Annotated in this window: 15 protein-coding genes; 9 read left to right on the top strand and 6 right to left on the bottom strand. The window is 66.9% G+C overall.

Annotated features, from left to right (window positions below; genetic code table 11):
• Positions 1 to 86: 86 nt before the first annotated feature.
• Positions 87 to 797, bottom strand: coding sequence for an HAD family hydrolase (locus CUR21_RS06715; RefSeq protein WP_100196245.1), 711 nt, complete (start codon positions 795 to 797; stop codon positions 87 to 89).
• A 164-nt stretch (positions 798 to 961) separates the two neighbouring features.
• Here CUR21_RS06715 and clpS point away from each other — a divergent pair, with 164 nt between their 5' ends.
• Genes clpS through CUR21_RS06700 form a run of 3 tightly spaced genes read left to right on the top strand, consistent with a single transcriptional unit; the run spans position 962 to position 3,128 of the window.
• A complete protein-coding gene (clpS, locus tag CUR21_RS06710; protein ID WP_100196244.1) occupies positions 962 to 1,282 on the top strand; it encodes an ATP-dependent Clp protease adapter ClpS in 321 nt (106 codons plus the stop codon).
• 25 nt (positions 1,283 to 1,307) lie between these two features.
• The gene (locus CUR21_RS06705; protein WP_100196777.1) at positions 1,308 to 2,294 is read left to right on the top strand and encodes a class I SAM-dependent methyltransferase; all 987 of its coding nucleotides are present in this window, start codon (positions 1,308 to 1,310) and stop codon (positions 2,292 to 2,294) included.
• Positions 2,295 to 2,318: 24 nt separating this feature from the next.
• Positions 2,319 to 3,128 carry an SDR family NAD(P)-dependent oxidoreductase gene (locus tag CUR21_RS06700; protein ID WP_100196243.1) on the top strand — a complete coding sequence of 270 codons (810 nt, stop codon included), beginning with the start codon at positions 2,319 to 2,321 and terminating at the stop codon, positions 3,126 to 3,128.
• Between the two features lie 9 nt (positions 3,129 to 3,137).
• On the opposite strand, the gene CUR21_RS06695 is transcribed toward CUR21_RS06700, so the two are convergent.
• On the bottom strand, positions 3,138 to 3,542 hold the full coding sequence (locus tag CUR21_RS06695; protein ID WP_100196242.1) for a hypothetical protein: 405 nt from the start codon (positions 3,540 to 3,542) through the stop codon (positions 3,138 to 3,140).
• 112 nt (positions 3,543 to 3,654) lie between these two features.
• Between CUR21_RS06695 and hemF the strand changes: the two genes are divergently transcribed.
• The gene (gene hemF, locus CUR21_RS06690) at positions 3,655 to 4,530 is read left to right on the top strand and encodes an oxygen-dependent coproporphyrinogen oxidase (RefSeq protein ID WP_100196241.1); all 876 of its coding nucleotides are present in this window, start codon (positions 3,655 to 3,657) and stop codon (positions 4,528 to 4,530) included.
• A gap of 5 nt (positions 4,531 to 4,535) precedes the next feature.
• Positions 4,536 to 4,895, top strand: coding sequence for a hypothetical protein (locus CUR21_RS06685; RefSeq protein WP_100196240.1), 360 nt, complete (start codon positions 4,536 to 4,538; stop codon positions 4,893 to 4,895).
• Between the two features lie 49 nt (positions 4,896 to 4,944).
• Here CUR21_RS06685 and hemE read toward each other — a convergent pair whose 3' ends face one another.
• The gene (gene hemE / locus CUR21_RS06680; RefSeq protein ID WP_100196239.1) at positions 4,945 to 5,976 is read right to left on the bottom strand and encodes a uroporphyrinogen decarboxylase; all 1,032 of its coding nucleotides are present in this window, start codon (positions 5,974 to 5,976) and stop codon (positions 4,945 to 4,947) included.
• Positions 5,977 to 6,063: 87 nt separating this feature from the next.
• On the opposite strand from hemE, the gene hemC reads away from it, so the two are divergent.
• The gene (gene hemC, locus CUR21_RS06675) at positions 6,064 to 7,008 is read left to right on the top strand and encodes a hydroxymethylbilane synthase (RefSeq protein ID WP_100196776.1); all 945 of its coding nucleotides are present in this window, start codon (positions 6,064 to 6,066) and stop codon (positions 7,006 to 7,008) included.
• An 82-nt stretch (positions 7,009 to 7,090) separates the two neighbouring features.
• On the top strand, positions 7,091 to 7,855 hold the full coding sequence (locus tag CUR21_RS06670) for a phosphotransferase (protein WP_100196238.1): 765 nt from the start codon (positions 7,091 to 7,093) through the stop codon (positions 7,853 to 7,855).
• Here CUR21_RS06670 and CUR21_RS06665 read toward each other — a convergent pair.
• From CUR21_RS06665 to CUR21_RS06655, 3 genes are all read right to left on the bottom strand, one after another.
• Positions 7,839 to 9,044, bottom strand: a complete 1,206-nt coding sequence (locus CUR21_RS06665) for a hypothetical protein (protein ID WP_100196237.1) — start codon at positions 9,042 to 9,044, stop codon at positions 7,839 to 7,841. The two genes, CUR21_RS06670 and CUR21_RS06665, sit on opposite strands and share 17 nt — an antisense overlap.
• Positions 9,041 to 10,468, bottom strand: a complete 1,428-nt coding sequence (locus CUR21_RS06660) for an FAD-binding oxidoreductase (RefSeq protein ID WP_100196236.1) — start codon at positions 10,466 to 10,468, stop codon at positions 9,041 to 9,043. Before CUR21_RS06660 ends, CUR21_RS06665 begins: the two co-directional genes overlap by 4 nt.
• A 234-nt stretch (positions 10,469 to 10,702) precedes the next feature.
• Positions 10,703 to 11,377, bottom strand: a complete 675-nt coding sequence (locus CUR21_RS06655) for an arylesterase (protein WP_369802515.1) — start codon at positions 11,375 to 11,377, stop codon at positions 10,703 to 10,705.
• Between the two features lie 13 nt (positions 11,378 to 11,390).
• On the opposite strand from CUR21_RS06655, the gene CUR21_RS06650 reads away from it, so the two are divergent.
• Together CUR21_RS06650 and CUR21_RS06645 are read left to right on the top strand one after the other, a co-directional pair.
• Entirely contained in the window at positions 11,391 to 12,089 is a 699-nt protein-coding gene (locus tag CUR21_RS06650) for an ABC transporter ATP-binding protein (protein ID WP_100196234.1), read from the top strand.
• Positions 12,086 to 14,614, top strand: a complete 2,529-nt coding sequence (locus CUR21_RS06645; protein ID WP_100196233.1) for an ABC transporter permease — start codon at positions 12,086 to 12,088, stop codon at positions 14,612 to 14,614. The genes CUR21_RS06650 and CUR21_RS06645 overlap by 4 nt, the downstream gene beginning before the upstream one ends.
• The last annotated feature ends 80 nt before the right edge of the window (positions 14,615 to 14,694 follow it).

Raw genomic sequence — 14,694 nt, 5'->3', positions numbered from 1 at the left:
ATGATTCCGCAAAACCCCGGAAATTCAAGGGGTTTGCGCTTTCCGCTCATGTTGTGGCAATTCAGGCAGTCCTCATGCTGAAACCTCTAGGTTTTGTGGGTGTTTTGCAGTTGACCCACCAGATCGGCCAAGCCCCCCAGATCGGGCAATTGGTGAAAGCGGCCATGGCCGTTGGGTGGCTCGGCATGCTCCAGCGCCCATGTCAGCCCATGCGGCACATGCACGCCCCAGCCCCCCACATCCAGCACCGGCAGCACATCCGATTTCAGCGAATTGCCCACCATCATCGCCTGCTCGGGCGCGGTGCCGTGGCGCGCAAAGATCGCCCGGTAAACCCCCGGAGTCTTGTCGGAAACGATCTCCACCCCGTGGAACAGATCGCCCAATCCCGATTGCGCCAGCTTGCGCTCCTGATCCAGCAGATCGCCCTTGGTGATCAACAGCACACGGTGCTCTGCCGCCAGTGCCGTCACCGCCTCCCGCGCATGTGGCAACAGTTCAATCGGGTGGCGCAGCATCTCGCGCCCCGCCGCCATCAGATCACTGATGACAGAGGCCGGAACCCGGCCCTCGGTCACCTCGATCGCCGTCTCGATCATCGACAGGACGAATCCCTTCACACCGAATCCGTAATGCCCCAGATTGCGCCGCTCGGCCGCCAGAAGCCGCTCTTCCAGATGGTCGCGCCCGGCATAATCGGCCAGAAGCTCCACGAATTGCGCCTGCGTCAGCCGGAAGAACGCCTCGTTTTGCCACAGTGTATCATCCGCGTCGAAACCGATCGTGCTCAGGGTCATCGCCACCTCCTGCTGCCCGCGTTCATGCCTCCTTTACCGCTTTGTCGCAATGCTTTGGGGGGATCCCCTTTCCCCACGGCGAAAAAGCTTTATATTGCCGCCAGAACCCGAAACCCCGAATCCCTTCGCATGAGGCACCGCCCGTGATCCAATTTCCCCTTTCCATGTCGGACAAGACCGATGGGCCGGGCAATGACGCGGGGCTGCTCACCAAAACCAAGACCCGCACCCAGCGCCCACCGATGTACAAGGTGATGTTGCTGAATGATGATTACACGCCGATGGAATTCGTGGTTCATGTGCTGGAACGCTTCTTTGGCCTGAACCACGCGCAGGCCTTTGAAATCATGCTCACCGTCCACAAGAAGGGGCTCGCCGTCGTGGGCGTCTTCTCGCATGAAGTGGCGGAAACCAAGGTGGCGCAGGTCATGGATTTTGCCCGCCGCCACCAGCACCCCCTGCAATGCACGATGGAGAAGGAATAGGCCCCGCGCCTGTTCCAACCTGATGATGCGCTCTGCTCGCCTTGATTTCGCGCTCGAAAGCGGCGCCCTTGTGTTGCCGCCCGAAGGCCCGGTGGTCGTGTATCGCCCGCGCGAAGGCGACGATCTGTCCAGCATCTCCATTGCCCGCATCCGCGTGGCCACCGGCTTTCGCCCCGATGCCGAATGGTTCGCCGCGCGCGGCTATCAGGCCGCAGAAGGCCCGCCCTATGCCGCCGCCGTGGTCTGCCTGCCGCGCGCCCGCGATGCGGCCCGCGCCCTGATCTCGCGCGCGATGGTCGAGGTGGTGCCGGGTGGCCCGGTCGCCGTCGATGGGCAGAAAACCGATGGCATCGACAGCATTCTCAAGGATTGCCGCGCCATGGGTCTGGCGCTCTCGGGCCCGGTGTCCAAGGCGCATGGCAAAACCTTCGTGTTGCAGGCCGGGGCCGATCTCACCGGATGGGATGCCCGCCCGCGCCTCATAGATGGCGGCTTTCAAACCCTGCCCGGTGTCTTCTCCGCCGATGGCCCTGACCGGGGCTCGGCCCTCCTTGCACAGGCCTTGCCCGAAAAGCTTGGCACCCGCGTGATCGACCTTGGCGCAGGCTGGGGCTATCTCTCGCGGGCCATCCTCACCCGCTCCAGCGTGGCCGAACTCGACGTGGTCGAGGCGGAGAGGGACGCGCTCGATTGCGCCACCGTCAATGTCGCCGACGCCCGCGCCCGCTTTCACTGGGCCGATGCGCGCAGCTTCAAACCCTTGCGCCCCGCGCATTCCGTGGTGATGAACCCGCCCTTCCACGCCGGGCGGGATGCCGATCCTGCCCTTGGCGTGGCGTTTTTGCGCGCGGCGGCGTCGATGCTGGTGCCCGATGGCACGCTCTGGCTGGTCGCCAACCGCCATCTGCCCTATCATCAACCTTTGTCGACCCTGTTCCGGCAGGTCGAAGACATCGGCGGCGATTCCGCCTTCCGGCTGACCCGCGCAAGCCACCCCCTCCGGGTGCGCTAACCCTGTCCCAACCCCGAGGCTCGCATGTCCCTCTCGATCTCCGGCAAGACCGCCATTGTCACGGGCGCCGCCAAAGGCATCGGCCTTGCCGTCGCCCGCCATTTTCAGGCCAAGGGCGCCAATGTGATGTTCGTCGACATCGACGAAGCCTGTCTCGAGGCGGAACTGGGCACCGAAGCCCGGGCCGAAGGCGCCGTGCGCATGTTCAGCGGTGATCTGCGCGAAAAGCTGACCATCGCCAACCTGCTCTCGGCCACCATCGATGCTTTCGACCGCGTCGATATCCTCGTGAACGCCAACCGCCGCGTTGCCGTCTCCGATCCGCTCAATCCCGAAGAGGATGCGGTCGATCTGCTCTGGCAGGAAAACGTGATGACAAGCCTGCGCCTGTCCCAGATGACCGCGCGGCGCATGATCGCGCAGGCCGAGAAATCGGGCGAAACCGAAGGCCCGATCGGCGCCATCATCAACATCTCGTCCATCGCCGCCCGCCAGACCCAGCCGGGCCTCTTGGGCTATTCGATGGCCTCCGCCGCCGTCGATCAGATGACCCGCTCGCTCGCCGTGGCGCTGGCGCCCAAAGGCATCCGCGTCAACGCGGTCGCCATCGGCTCGGTCATGAGCGCGAGTTTGCAGGCCGCGCTGAAAGACGCCCCCGAGGCGCGCGATGCCATCGTCGAAGGCACGCCCCTTGGCCGCATCGCCGCGCCCGACGAACTGGCCGAGGTGATGCAATTCCTCGCCTCCGACGCCTCCGGCTTCATGACCGGGCAGGTGCTCAACCTCGATGGCGGTCGTGGTCTGCTCGATCGCGTCTCCATCCCCGCCTTCTGACCGGGCTTTTTATTCGGGAAACTGCGCCTTGCATTGCGCAATCGCCGGTCCCGCCGCCCGCGCCAAGGCGACCCGCTTCTCGCGCATCGACTCAAGCTTCTGCGCCTCGGCCCGCAGGTCAATCGCCTTGGGCCGCGTCACCGTCTCGGCCACCTCGTCAAGACACAGCTGCGGGGCCACCACGGGCGCAGGCTCGCCTTCCGCCGGGGCCGGGCGCAGCACCACCGGGCATTGCACCCAACGGTCGCGGTAGGTCACCACCTCCTCCAGCGCATAGCCGCGCGCCAGATTGCCCTCGCTTTCCGCGATCAGCCGGTCCAGCACCCGCATGTCCCGCGTCTCGCGCGCGATGCACCGCTCTTGCGGTGTGCCGCAAGCGGCAAGCAATACCAAAAGAACAAGACTGCGGCGCATGGCATCCTCCCTCAGGCCTCCCCCCTCTATACGCCGCCCCGTCCCGAAATGCCATGTTGGCGCGCGGCCCCGCTTTTGCTAGGCAGAGGCAACACCGAAGGGGGAGCCACGAATGTCCGATCCGTATCAGGCGCGCAAGACCCGCGCCGCCAGCTGGTTCCGCACCTTGCGCGACAGAATCGTCACCGCGTTCGAGGGGCTGGAAGACACCCATGGCACCGGCACCCCCGGCCGCTTTGAGGTCACCCCCACCACCCGCGCCGATGGCGGCGGCGGGTTGATGAGCGTGATGCGCGGCGGCCGCGTGTTTGAAAAAGTCGGCGTCAACGTGTCCGAAGTGCATGGCACGCTGGGCGAACGCGCGCAAAAGGCGATGGCCGCCCGCGGTGTCCCCGGCATGGACCGTGACCCGCGCTTCTGGGCCAGCGGCATCAGTCTTGTCGCCCATATGGTCAACCCGCATTGCCCGGCGGTGCACATGAACACCCGCATGTTCTGGACCCCGCACGCCTGGTGGTTCGGCGGCGGCGCCGACCTGAACCCCGCGCTGGAATATGCCGAGGATACCGCGCATTTCCATGCCCAGATGCAAGCGGCCTGCGATGCGCATGATCCGGCCTATTACCCGCGCTTCAAGGCATGGGCGGACGAATACTTCTTCGTCCCGCACCGCGGCCGCGCGCGCGGCGTGGGCGGCATCTTCTATGATGATCTGAACACCGGCGGCACCGCCTCTGATTCTTGGGAAGCCGATTTCGCCTTCACCCAAGCGGTCGGCGCGGCCTTCCTGCCCGCTTTCGTGCCGCTCACCGAACGCCGCGTCGCCACCCCCTTTACCGATGCCGACCGCGAGGCGCAGCTGATCCACCGCGGGCTCTATGCCGAATACAACCTTGTCTATGACCGGGGCACCAAATTCGGGCTGGAAACCGGCCATGATGCCAATGCCGTGCTGATGAGCCTGCCGCCCATCGCCAAATGGACCTGACCACTATGACCGCCGACCTGACGATCCACGCCGCCTATGCCTCGGTTGTCGAGGATGACGAAGACGGCTTCCTGTTCATCGGCTTCGCGCAAGGCGAGGAAGAGGATGAACCCTATGCCCTGTTCCGCCAGCCGCTCACGGGCGGGCCGGTGTGGTTCTCGGTGAATGACGAAGAGTTTGGCGCCGAAGACGCGGTGCAATCCATCACCCGCGACGCCAAGGGGCTGACCATCACGCTGCGCCCCGAACATCTGGCCAGCTTCGGCTGGGCGCGCAGCGTGGCCATCCGCATCGGCCCGCACACCGAAGACGCCGATCTGGCGCTCGACGCCTTGCAGCAGATGATGGGCCCGCTGTTGTCCTGACCGGCGCGAGGGGCGGGGGCGGGATCACTCCGCCCGCCCCCCGGCGCGCTTACGCGCCCCGCACCGTGTCGATCATCAGCTGCACATGCGCCGGATCGGCGTCCGGCGTGATGCCATGGCCCAGATTGAAGATATGCGGCCCTTTGCGGAAGGCGTCCACCACCCGCCGCGTCTCGCGCACCAGATCCTCGCCCCCCGTCACCATATGCACTGGCGACAGGTTGCCCTGCACGCAGCCGCTCGCCTGCACATGCTGCGCGGCCCAGTCCGGGCTCACCGAATTGTCGATCGCCACGCAATCCGCGCCCACCTTGGCGGCAAAGCCGATATAGCCGTCGCCCGCCTCGCGCGGGAAGGCAATGACGGGAATCCCCGGATGCTTCTCTTTCAGCGCCGCAATGATCCGCGCGGCTGGCTTCACCGCGAAATCCTCGAAATCCGCGCCCTTCAGGCTCCCGGCCCAGCTGTCGAACAGCTTCACCACCTCGGCCCCGGCCTTGATCTGCTCGGACAGATACAGCACCGTCGCGTCGGTGATCACATCGATCAGCGCCGAAAAGGTATCGCGGTCCGAGGCCTTGAGCACATGCGCCGCCCCTTGGTTCTTCGATCCGCGCCCCGCGATCATATAGGTCGCCACCGTCCAAGGCGCGCCCGCGAACCCGATCAGCGTGGTTTCCTTGGGCAGTTCGCGCGCCAGAATCTTCACCGTCTCATAGATCGGCGCCAGCGTCTCGTGGATCGCCTCCACCGGCTTCAGCGCCCGCACCTGTGCCATGGTGGTGGTCGTCTCCATGCGCGGGCCTTCGCCTTCGGCAAACCACAGCTTGGGCCCCAGCGCCTGCGGCACCAGCAGGATATCGGCAAACAGGATCGCCGCATCAAATCCATAGCGGCGGATCGGCTGCAAGGTCACCTCGGCCGCCAGATCGGGGGTGTAGCACAGCGACAAAAAGTCACCCGCCTGCGCCCGCGTTGCCCGGTATTCTGGCAGGTAACGGCCCGCCTGCCGCATCATCCAGATGGGCGGAGTCGGAAGGGTTTCGCCTTTCAGGGCACGAAGGATGGTCTTTTCGGTCATTCTGGGCTCCTTTCGACCATGGGTCGACTGTGCGCCTTGCGTTGTCAAGAGTTGTCAGGCGAACCTGACAGCTGTATGCCGGAAGCCATGATGCAAAACCTGCCCCACCCCGCCCAACCCCTCAAGATCGGCACCCGTGGCTCGCCCCTCGCACTTTGGCAGGCGCATGAGGTGCGGCGCAGCCTGATGGTGGCCTTCGATCTGCCCGAAGCGGCGTTTGAAATCTGCGTCATCAAGGTGATGGGCGACCAGATCCTTGACAAGGCGCTGAAGGATATCGGCGGCAAGGGCCTGTTCACCCGCGAAATCGAAGAGGCGCTGCTCGACGGGTCCATCGACATCGCGGTGCATTCGATGAAGGACATGCCCACGGTGCAGCCTGCGGGGCTGATCCTTGATTGCTACCTTGCGCGCGAAGATGTGCGCGATGCCTTTGTCTCGCCCAGCGTCGCCCGTCTGGCCGATCTGCCCCATGGCGCCACGGTCGGCTCCTCCTCGCTGCGCCGCCGGGCGCAACTGCGCCTGCGCCGCCCCGACCTGCACTTGGTCGAGTTTCGCGGCAATGTGCAGACCCGGATGAAAAAGCTGCAAGAGGGCGTGGCCGTCGCCACCTTCCTTGCCATGGCCGGGCTCAACCGCCTTGGCATGGCCCATATGGCGCGCTCCGCCATCGAAACCGATGACATGCTCCCCGCCGTGGCCCAAGGCGCCATCGGGGTGGAACGCCGGCAGGATGACGACCGCACCGCCGCCTTGCTCGCCGCCATCCACCACATCCCCACCGGCCTGCGCCTGAACGCCGAGCGTGCCATGCTCGCCCGGCTCGATGGCTCTTGCGAAACCCCCATCGCAGGCCTCGCCACGCTCGATGGCGACTCGCTCCATCTGCGCGGTGAAATCCTGCGCCCCGATGGCTCGGAATCGATCACCGGCAGCCGCAGCGGCGCCGCCCGCGACGCCGCCGCCCTTGGCACCGCGCTGGCAGAAGAGCTGCTCGCCAAAGCCCCCGCCGATTTCTTCAGCTGGCGCTAGCCCGCGTCCTCCGGGACACAGCCGGGCCGCCCCTGCGCGCGGCCCGCTTACTTTCGCGTCACCGCGCTGTTACAGTCGCGTCATGACCGATGCCGACCCTTCTCCTTTGCCCTCACCCGTCGCCACCGCCCTGCAAACGGCGCTGGACCAACCGGTGGAACGGATCAAGCCTTTGCCGCTTCCGGGCGGCGGGCGGGTCTGGCTCAAGCGGGTGGAACAGGCCACCGGACGGATGCGGCTGCAAAAGGGCAGCGGGCGCTCGGCCTTCGTCGCCGAACGCGAGGCGCTGCGGCTGTTGCATGCGCGCGGCGTCCCGGTGCCCGAGGTTCTGGCCGAAGGTCCCGATTACCTCCTGCTCCCCGATCTGGGCCCCACGCTCGCCAACCTGATGCGCAACCCCACGCATCCCGCGCCAGACCGCATCGCCGCCTTCCGCGCCGCCGGTTTTGCGCTTGCCGGTCTGCACCGCGCGGGCTTTTCGCACGGTCGGCCTGCCTTGCGTGATTTCTGCTGGCAGAACAACGAACTGCGCCTGATCGATCTGGAGCGGTTCCGCAACCGCAAGCGCAGCGCGCTGGTGCGCGCGCTGGATCTGGTGATCTTCACCCACAGCTGGTTTGCCACCGATCACAACACCGCGCCCGGCCCCGAGCTAGATGCCGCGCTCACCGCCTATCGCAGCGCAGCCCCCCAAGGCCTGTGGCAGGCGCTGCACCGGCTCACCCGGCTCCTTGCCCCCATCGCGCTTCTGGCGCGCGGGGTGGCGCGGCTTGCCAAACCCTCGCGCGATGTGCAGGCCATCCCGCCCACGCTGGCCTATCTGCGCGACTTCACACGCCCACAGTGACGCGGCCCCGGTCGGCCAGCCACAGCCCCAGCGCGCCCAGCACCGCAATGCCGCCGCCCAGCACCGCCGTCAGCGCATAGCCGCCAATCGCCACCCCGGCGCTGAAGGCCAAGGCCGCCATCACATCGGCCACCAGCTTTTGCAAGGCGAGCATCGATGCCGCCGTGCCGGGGCGTCCGACCATCAGATCTTGATAATAGGAAATCGGCAGAATCAGCATCGCCACCCCGCCCAAGCCCGCAGGCAGCGTCATCGCCCAGATCCACACCGTATCCGCCAGAAACGGCAGCGCGATCAGATGGCTTACATAAAGCACCGTGCCCCAGAAGATCAGCGTCGGGCGCGGGATATGCGACAGATAGCGCGGCAGCAGCAGCATGAAGGGCACCTCCCACCCGGCCACCATGCCGACATAAAGCGCGGTATCCGCCGCACTGCGCCCCGGCGTTTCGGAAAACACCAAGGCGGCAAGGATCATATACAGCACCCCCGATGACGTGACGGCCCCAAGGCACAAGAGCCGCAAGGCCACCTCAGGCCGCGCCAGTTGCGCCAAGGCCGCGCCCAGCCGCAGGCCCGAAGGCTGATCCTGCCACTGCGTCTGCCCGTCGCGCGGCCAACAGGCCCAGATCAGCGCCAAAAGCGCCACGCTCGCCATGCCCCCGGTGGCATAGGTCCACATCACATCGGCCCCGGCACCAAAGGCCAAGGTCCAGAACACCAGCATCATCAGAAAGGTCACCGACATCGCCGCCCGCACGGTGGCCTGAATCCCTTCGCGCTGCGCGGGCAAGGCCTGCGTGGCCAAGCGGTTGAGCGCGAAAGCCTGCCCGAAGATGGACGAAGCGATGGGCAGCAAGATCCCGTGGGTCAGCACAAAGCTCAGCTTGCCGGGCGCAAACACCATCAGCGCCGCGCCCGCCGTCCCGATCAGCGCCGTGATCAGCGCCAGCCGCCGCCGGTTCGCCTTCTGGTCCGACAAGATGCCCAAAAGCACTGAAGTCGTCACCGCCACCGCCGAGGCCAGCACCAGCACCAGCGCGAACAGCGGCTCGGACAGGCCCAGAACCTCGATCCCGATCAAGGATTGATAAGGGTAAAGCGACGCATTGATCAGCCCCAAAAGCCCGATCACCCCGGCCAGCATCCGAAACACCGGCGTGGCAAAAACCGTGTGCAGCGCGGTCATGGTGCCGCATCCCCGGCGGGCGGCAGCACCTTGCCGGGGTTCATCCGCCCGTCAGGGTCCAGCGCGGCCTTGACGCTGCGCATCACCGCCAGCGCCACCGGGTCCTTGCGCCGCGCCATCGACGCCCGTTTCGACAGCCCCACCCCATGCTCGGCCGAGAAACTGCCGCCCAATTCCGCCACCACATCCTCGATCAGGGTGATCACCCGGTCATAGGTGGCGTCAGACCCGTCGGCGGGGAACACCGTGAAATGCAGATTGCCATCGCCCAGATGCGCCACCGTCAGCGTCTCGGCTGCCTGTGGCACCGCCTGCAGGCGGGCGTGGATCGCGTCCAGAAAATCCGCCGCCCGGTCGAGCGGCACCGCGATATCGGTGTCGACGAACGGCCGCTTGGCAAAGGTGATCTCCGCCGCCGCCTCGCGCCGCGCCCACATCGCGCGCCGCTGCGCCTCGCTTTGCGCCACGATGGCATCCAGGATCACGCCCTCTTCCATCAGCGCGGCCACTGTGCGCTCCAACACCCCGGCCAAGGGCACCGTGCCATCCTCGCCCACCGCGCACAGCGCCGGCGCCGTCGCGGCCAGTTCCGTCAGGATCGTCACCTCCGCGATCTCGGCAAAAGGCTGGCCCAGATCGGGGCGCACGTCCGCCAGACGGCGGGAATAGCTGGCAGGCATGAACTCGAAGGCCTCCACCAAGCCGCCCGAAGCCTCTTGCAGCCGGTTCAAAAGCCGCGGCGCCGCCCGCAGATCGCGCAGCGCCAGCGTGGCGGTGGCATGGGCGCGCGGGGCAGGCACCAGCTTCATCACCGCCGCCGTGATGATGCCCAGCGTGCCTTCGGCCCCGATGAACAGATCGCGCAAGGCATAGCCGGAATTGTCCTTGTGCAGCGCGCTCATCAGGTTCAGCACCCGCCCATCGGCCAGCACCACCTCCAGCCCAAGGCAAAGCGCGCGGGTGGAGCCATAGCGCAGCACATTGGACCCGCCCGCATTGGTGGACAGCACCCCGCCGATCATGGCCGAGCCGCGCGCGCCAAACCACAGCGGAAAGTAAAGCCCCTGCGCCGCCGCCGCATCATGCAAGGTGGACAGGATCACCCCGGCCTCGACCGTGGCGGTGCGCGCGACCGGGTTCAGATCGCGGATGCGGTTCATCCGCTCCAGACTGATCATCACCCCCGCCGTGGTATGGGTGCCCCCCACCAGCCCGGTGTTACCCGACACCGGCACCACCGCTACGCCATGGCGCGCGGCGATCCGCAGACAGGCCGCCACCTCTTCGGTGCTGGCGGGCCGCACCACCGCCAGCGGCGCGCCCGCGTATTTCCCGGTCCAGTCCTGCGCAAACCGCGCGACATCGGCTCCGGTCAGCACATGGGCAGGGCCCAGAAGGGCGGTCAGATCGGCGAGCAGGGTCATGCGCGAACCTCAGGGCGGGCAGGGAAAAACGGGGCAGGGCGAAAACGGGGCAGGGCAGGAATGACCCGTCCCCGCGCCTGCATCAAGCCCCGTCCTGTGCCGGATACAATGTTGCGTCGCAAAGCGCGCCCCCAAGCGCGCGCCTCACCGCGGGCGGCGCACCCGGACCCGCTGTCGGATGCGCTCCGCGCGGGAGTATTTCAGAAAGGTGCAAACCCCATCGGTCGCGCGCACTCAGTCGATCTGCGCGACAAGCTCAAGCACGCGCGGGCCAAGGCTTTCCACCGCGCGCTGCACGCCTTGGGCATTGGGGTGGATGCCATCCGCCTGCATATATTGCGCGATCTGGCCGGGGTCGCTGGCCTTGGGGTCGATCAGCCCGAAATAGCTGTCGATCAGCAGCGCCTCATATTGTGCGGCAAGCTCGGGATAAAGACCATCAAAGGCGGTCTTGTAGGCGGGTCCGAAGTTCCCCGGCGCTTCCATCCCGATCAACAGCACCGGCAGGTCGCGCGCCTGCGCCTCTTTCAGGATGGCCTCGATATTGCTGCGGGTGACGCCGGGTTGCAGGCCGCGCAAGAGATCATTGCCGCCCAGCGTGACGATCAGCGCATCCACCTCGGGCGTCAGGCTCCACGCCAGCCGCGACAGCCCGCCCGCCGAAGTGTCCCCCGACACGCCGCCGTTCAGCACCGTCACCTCGGCCCCCTGATCCGCCAGCCAAGCGTTCAGCTGGGGCACCAGCCCTTCGGGTTCGGGCAGGCCATAGCCTGCCGTCAGGCTGTCTCCCAAGGCAAAAACGGTCACGCCTTGGGCATTTGCCGCGCCCGCGACGGAAAAGGATAACGCCAGCGTGAGGCCTAGGTTGCGGATCGCGCGCGATGCGCCATATCCAACTCGGGACAGCATAAAGGATAAGATCATGGTTCAGACCGTTCTGGCGTTGAAGGATGCGACGCTGACATTGGCAGGCAATGCTGGGCCGGTCGAGATTTTGAAGGGCATCACCCTGAACGTCGCGCAAGGCGAGACATTGGGGCTGATCGGTCCGTCCGGGTCTGGCAAGTCATCGCTCCTTATGCTGATGGGCGGGCTGGAACGCGCCACATCCGGGTCTGTTCTGGCGCTGGGGTCGGACCTGACCGCCTTGGACGAAGATGCCCTCGCGCGCTTTCGCAGAAGCAATATGGGGGTGGTGTTCCAGTCTTTCCACCTGATCCCCACCATGACCGCGCTGGAAAACGTGGCCGTGCCACTGGAACTCGCGGGGGTGGCCGATGCCTTTGACCGCGCGGCCGAGGAATTGCGCAGCGTGGGCCTTGGGTCGCGGCTGGATCATTACCCCAAGCAACTCTCGGGGGGCGAGCAGCAGCGCGTGGCGCTGGCCCGCGCCGCAGCGCCCCGCCCGGCGATCCTGTTGGCGGATGAGCCGACGGGCAATCTGGATGGGGTCAACGGCACCGCGATCATGGACATGCTCTTTGGCCTGCGCGACCGTCATGGCGCCACGCTGGTGCTTGTGACCCATGCGCCCGAGCTGGCGGCGCGTTGCGACAGGGTGGTGCGTCTGGCCGATGGCCGCATCACCGATGACAGCCATATGAAGGCGGCCGCCGAATGAGCGGGCTGGCTGGGTGGCCTTTGGCCTGGCGTCTGGCGCGGCGCGAATTGCGCGGCGGCCTGCGCGGCTTTCGCATCTTTCTGGCCTGCCTTGCGCTGGGGGTGATGGCCATTGCCTCGGTCGGCATGGTCCGCGCCGCCATCGAGGCGGGTTTGCGCGATCAGGGCTCGGTGCTGCTGGGCGGCGATGCGCAGATGGAATTCACCTATCGCTTCGCCGACGAGGCCGAGCGCGCCTATATGGAAAGCATCTCCACCGGCCTGTCCGAAGTGGTGGATTTCCGCTCGATGGCCGTGCGCGGCGATGACACCGCGCTGACCCAGATCAAGGCGGTGGATGCGGCCTACCCCCTGTTGGGCGAGGTGGCGCTGGAACCCGACATCCCGCTGGCGCAGGCCTTTGCCCCGGTGAACGGCCTGCCCGGCGCTGTGATGGACCGGGTGCTGGTCGACCGGCTTGGCCTCACCCCGGGTGAAACCTTCCGTCTGGGCGTGCAGGAGTTTCACTTGGGCGCCGTGCTGCTGCGCGAACCCGATTCCGCCACCCAAGGCTTTACCCTTGGCCCGCGCACCATGGTGCTTACGGCCGATCTGGCGCAGTCGGGCCTGATCGGGCCGGGGTCGCTTTATGAAACCGAATACCGCATGACCCTGCCGCCGGGCAGCGACCTAGCCGCGCTGGAAGAACAGACCGAGGCGCTTTACCGCGAAAACGGCGTGCGCTGGCAAGACAGCCGCCGCGCCACCCCGGGGGTGGAGCGGTTTGTCGAACGCATGGGATCTTTCCTCATCCTTGTGGGGCTGGCGGGTCTGGCCGTGGGCGGGGTGGGGGTGTCTTCTGCCGTGCGTGCCTATCTGGATGGCAAGGTGGCGACCATTGCCACGCTGAAAACGCTGGGTGCCGAAGGGCGCATGATCTTTCGCATCTACCTTATGCAGATCGCCGTGCTGGCGGGTTTTGGCGTGGCGCTGGGGCTGCTGATGGGCACGCTGATTCCGATGGCACTGGCGCCGGTGATCTCGGCCTCCTTGCCTTTGCCGGTGATCTTCCGGCCCTATCCGCTGCCCCTGCTGGAGGCGGCCTTCTATGGCCTGACCACCGCCTTTGTCTTCACGCTCTGGCCGCTGGCGCGCACCCGCAACCTGCGGGCGGCGGCGCTCTATCGCGGGGCAGGGCGCGATGGCTGGGCGGGCTGGCCTGCCGCGCTGGGCGTGGCGGCGCTTTTGCTGCTGCTGGTGCTGGGCGCGGTGTGGTTTTCCGGCGTGCCGGAACTGGCGCTGGGCTCGGCTGCGGGCATCGCCGGGGCGCTGGCCGTGCTGGCCGCATCGGCCTGGGGCCTGCGTCACGCGGCGCATCGGCTGGCGCGCACCGGGCTCACCCGGGGGCGCGTGGGCCTGCGCCTTGCGCTGGCCGCCATCGGCGGGCCGCGGGCCGAGGCGACCAGCGTGGTGCTCTCGCTGGGCCTTGGCCTGTCGGTGCTGGCGGCGGTGGGGCAGATCGAATCCAACCTGCGTTTGTCCATCGCGCAGGATCTGCCTGACCGCGCGCCCTCCTATTTCTTTGTCGACATCCAGCCGGATCAGATCGATGGCTTTCTGGAGCGGGTGAACACCGATCCGGCGGTCAGCCGGGTGGAAAGCGCCCCGATGCTGCGCGGGGTGGTGACCCAGATCAACGGCCGCCCCGCGCGTGAGGTGGCGGGCGAGCATTGGGTGGTGCGCGGCGACCGTGGCGTCACCTATGCGGCCACCCCGTCGGAGACCACCACGGTGACCGCCGGCGAATGGTGGCCCGCCGATTACACGGGCGCGCCGCAGATCAGCTTTGCCGCCGAAGAGGCCGCCGAGATGGGGCTGAAGCTGGGCGACACCATCACCACCAACATCCTGGGGCGCGAGATCACCGCCACCATCACCAGCTTCCGGCAGGTGGATTTCTCCAGCGCCGGGATGGGCTTTGTGATGACGCTGAACCCGGCGGCCCTCGCCGGGGCGCCGCACACGCATATCGCCACCGTCTATGCCGAGCCCGAGGCCGAGGCCGCCATCCTGCGCGACCTGTCGCGTGCCTATCCCAACATCACCGCCGTGCGCGTGAAAGACGCCATCGACCGCGTGACCGAGGCGCTGGGCGCCATCGCTACCGCCACCGCTTGGGCGGCGGCGGCCACGCTGCTCACCGGCTTTGTGGTGCTGATCGGCGCAGCAGCGGCAGGGGAGCGGGCGCGGGTCTATGAGGCCGCGGTGCTCAAAACGCTGGGCGCCACCCGCGGGCGCATTCTGGCCAGCTTTGCCTTGCGCGCAGGGCTGATGGGGGCCGCCGCCGGAGGGGTGGCGATCGTGGCCGGCGGGCTTGCAGGCTGGGCGGTGATGCATTTCGTGATGGACAGCAGCTACCGCTTTGAACCCGTCTCGGCCTTGGCCATCGTGATCGGCGGGGTGCTGGCCACGCTGGCCGCCGGGCTTGCCTTCGCCTTGCGCCCACTGTCGGCCCGGCCTGCCCAAGTGCTGCGCACGGCGGATTAAAAGGGTTTTTAAGAATATGGTGCGCGCTGACGCGCGCGCTGTTTTTTCTCACGTCTGCGGCAAAGCCGCAACCCGCTCGG

It is taken from the genome of Pseudorhodobacter sp. MZDSW-24AT (assembly GCF_002794355.1).
Classification (GTDB): Bacteria; Pseudomonadota; Alphaproteobacteria; order Rhodobacterales; family Rhodobacteraceae; genus Pseudotabrizicola.
The sequence above is the reverse complement of the archived record's forward strand: the minus strand, read 5'-3'. Positions and strand labels throughout refer to the sequence as shown.

Bases quoted from the DNA above. Each gene is read 5' to 3' on its own strand.
- CUR21_RS06715 (WP_100196245.1), bottom strand. From the start codon at position 797: ATGACCCTGAGCACGATCGGTTTCGACGCGGATGATACACTGTGGCAA.
- clpS (WP_100196244.1), top strand. From the start codon at position 962: ATGTCGGACAAGACCGATGGGCCGGGCAATGACGCGGGGCTGCTCACC.
- CUR21_RS06705 (WP_100196777.1), top strand. From the start codon at position 1,308: ATGCGCTCTGCTCGCCTTGATTTCGCGCTCGAAAGCGGCGCCCTTGTG.
- CUR21_RS06700 (WP_100196243.1), top strand. From the start codon at position 2,319: ATGTCCCTCTCGATCTCCGGCAAGACCGCCATTGTCACGGGCGCCGCC.
- CUR21_RS06695 (WP_100196242.1), bottom strand. From the start codon at position 3,542: ATGCGCCGCAGTCTTGTTCTTTTGGTATTGCTTGCCGCTTGCGGCACA.
- hemF (WP_100196241.1), top strand. From the start codon at position 3,655: ATGTCCGATCCGTATCAGGCGCGCAAGACCCGCGCCGCCAGCTGGTTC.
- CUR21_RS06685 (WP_100196240.1), top strand. From the start codon at position 4,536: ATGACCGCCGACCTGACGATCCACGCCGCCTATGCCTCGGTTGTCGAG.
- hemE (WP_100196239.1), bottom strand. From the start codon at position 5,976: ATGACCGAAAAGACCATCCTTCGTGCCCTGAAAGGCGAAACCCTTCCG.
- hemC (WP_100196776.1), top strand. From the start codon at position 6,064: ATGATGCAAAACCTGCCCCACCCCGCCCAACCCCTCAAGATCGGCACC.
- CUR21_RS06670 (WP_100196238.1), top strand. From the start codon at position 7,091: ATGACCGATGCCGACCCTTCTCCTTTGCCCTCACCCGTCGCCACCGCC.
- CUR21_RS06665 (WP_100196237.1), bottom strand. From the start codon at position 9,044: ATGACCGCGCTGCACACGGTTTTTGCCACGCCGGTGTTTCGGATGCTG.
- CUR21_RS06660 (WP_100196236.1), bottom strand. From the start codon at position 10,468: ATGACCCTGCTCGCCGATCTGACCGCCCTTCTGGGCCCTGCCCATGTG.
- CUR21_RS06655 (WP_369802515.1), bottom strand. From the start codon at position 11,377: ATGCTGTCCCGAGTTGGATATGGCGCATCGCGCGCGATCCGCAACCTA.
- CUR21_RS06650 (WP_100196234.1), top strand. From the start codon at position 11,391: ATGGTTCAGACCGTTCTGGCGTTGAAGGATGCGACGCTGACATTGGCA.
- CUR21_RS06645 (WP_100196233.1), top strand. From the start codon at position 12,086: ATGAGCGGGCTGGCTGGGTGGCCTTTGGCCTGGCGTCTGGCGCGGCGC.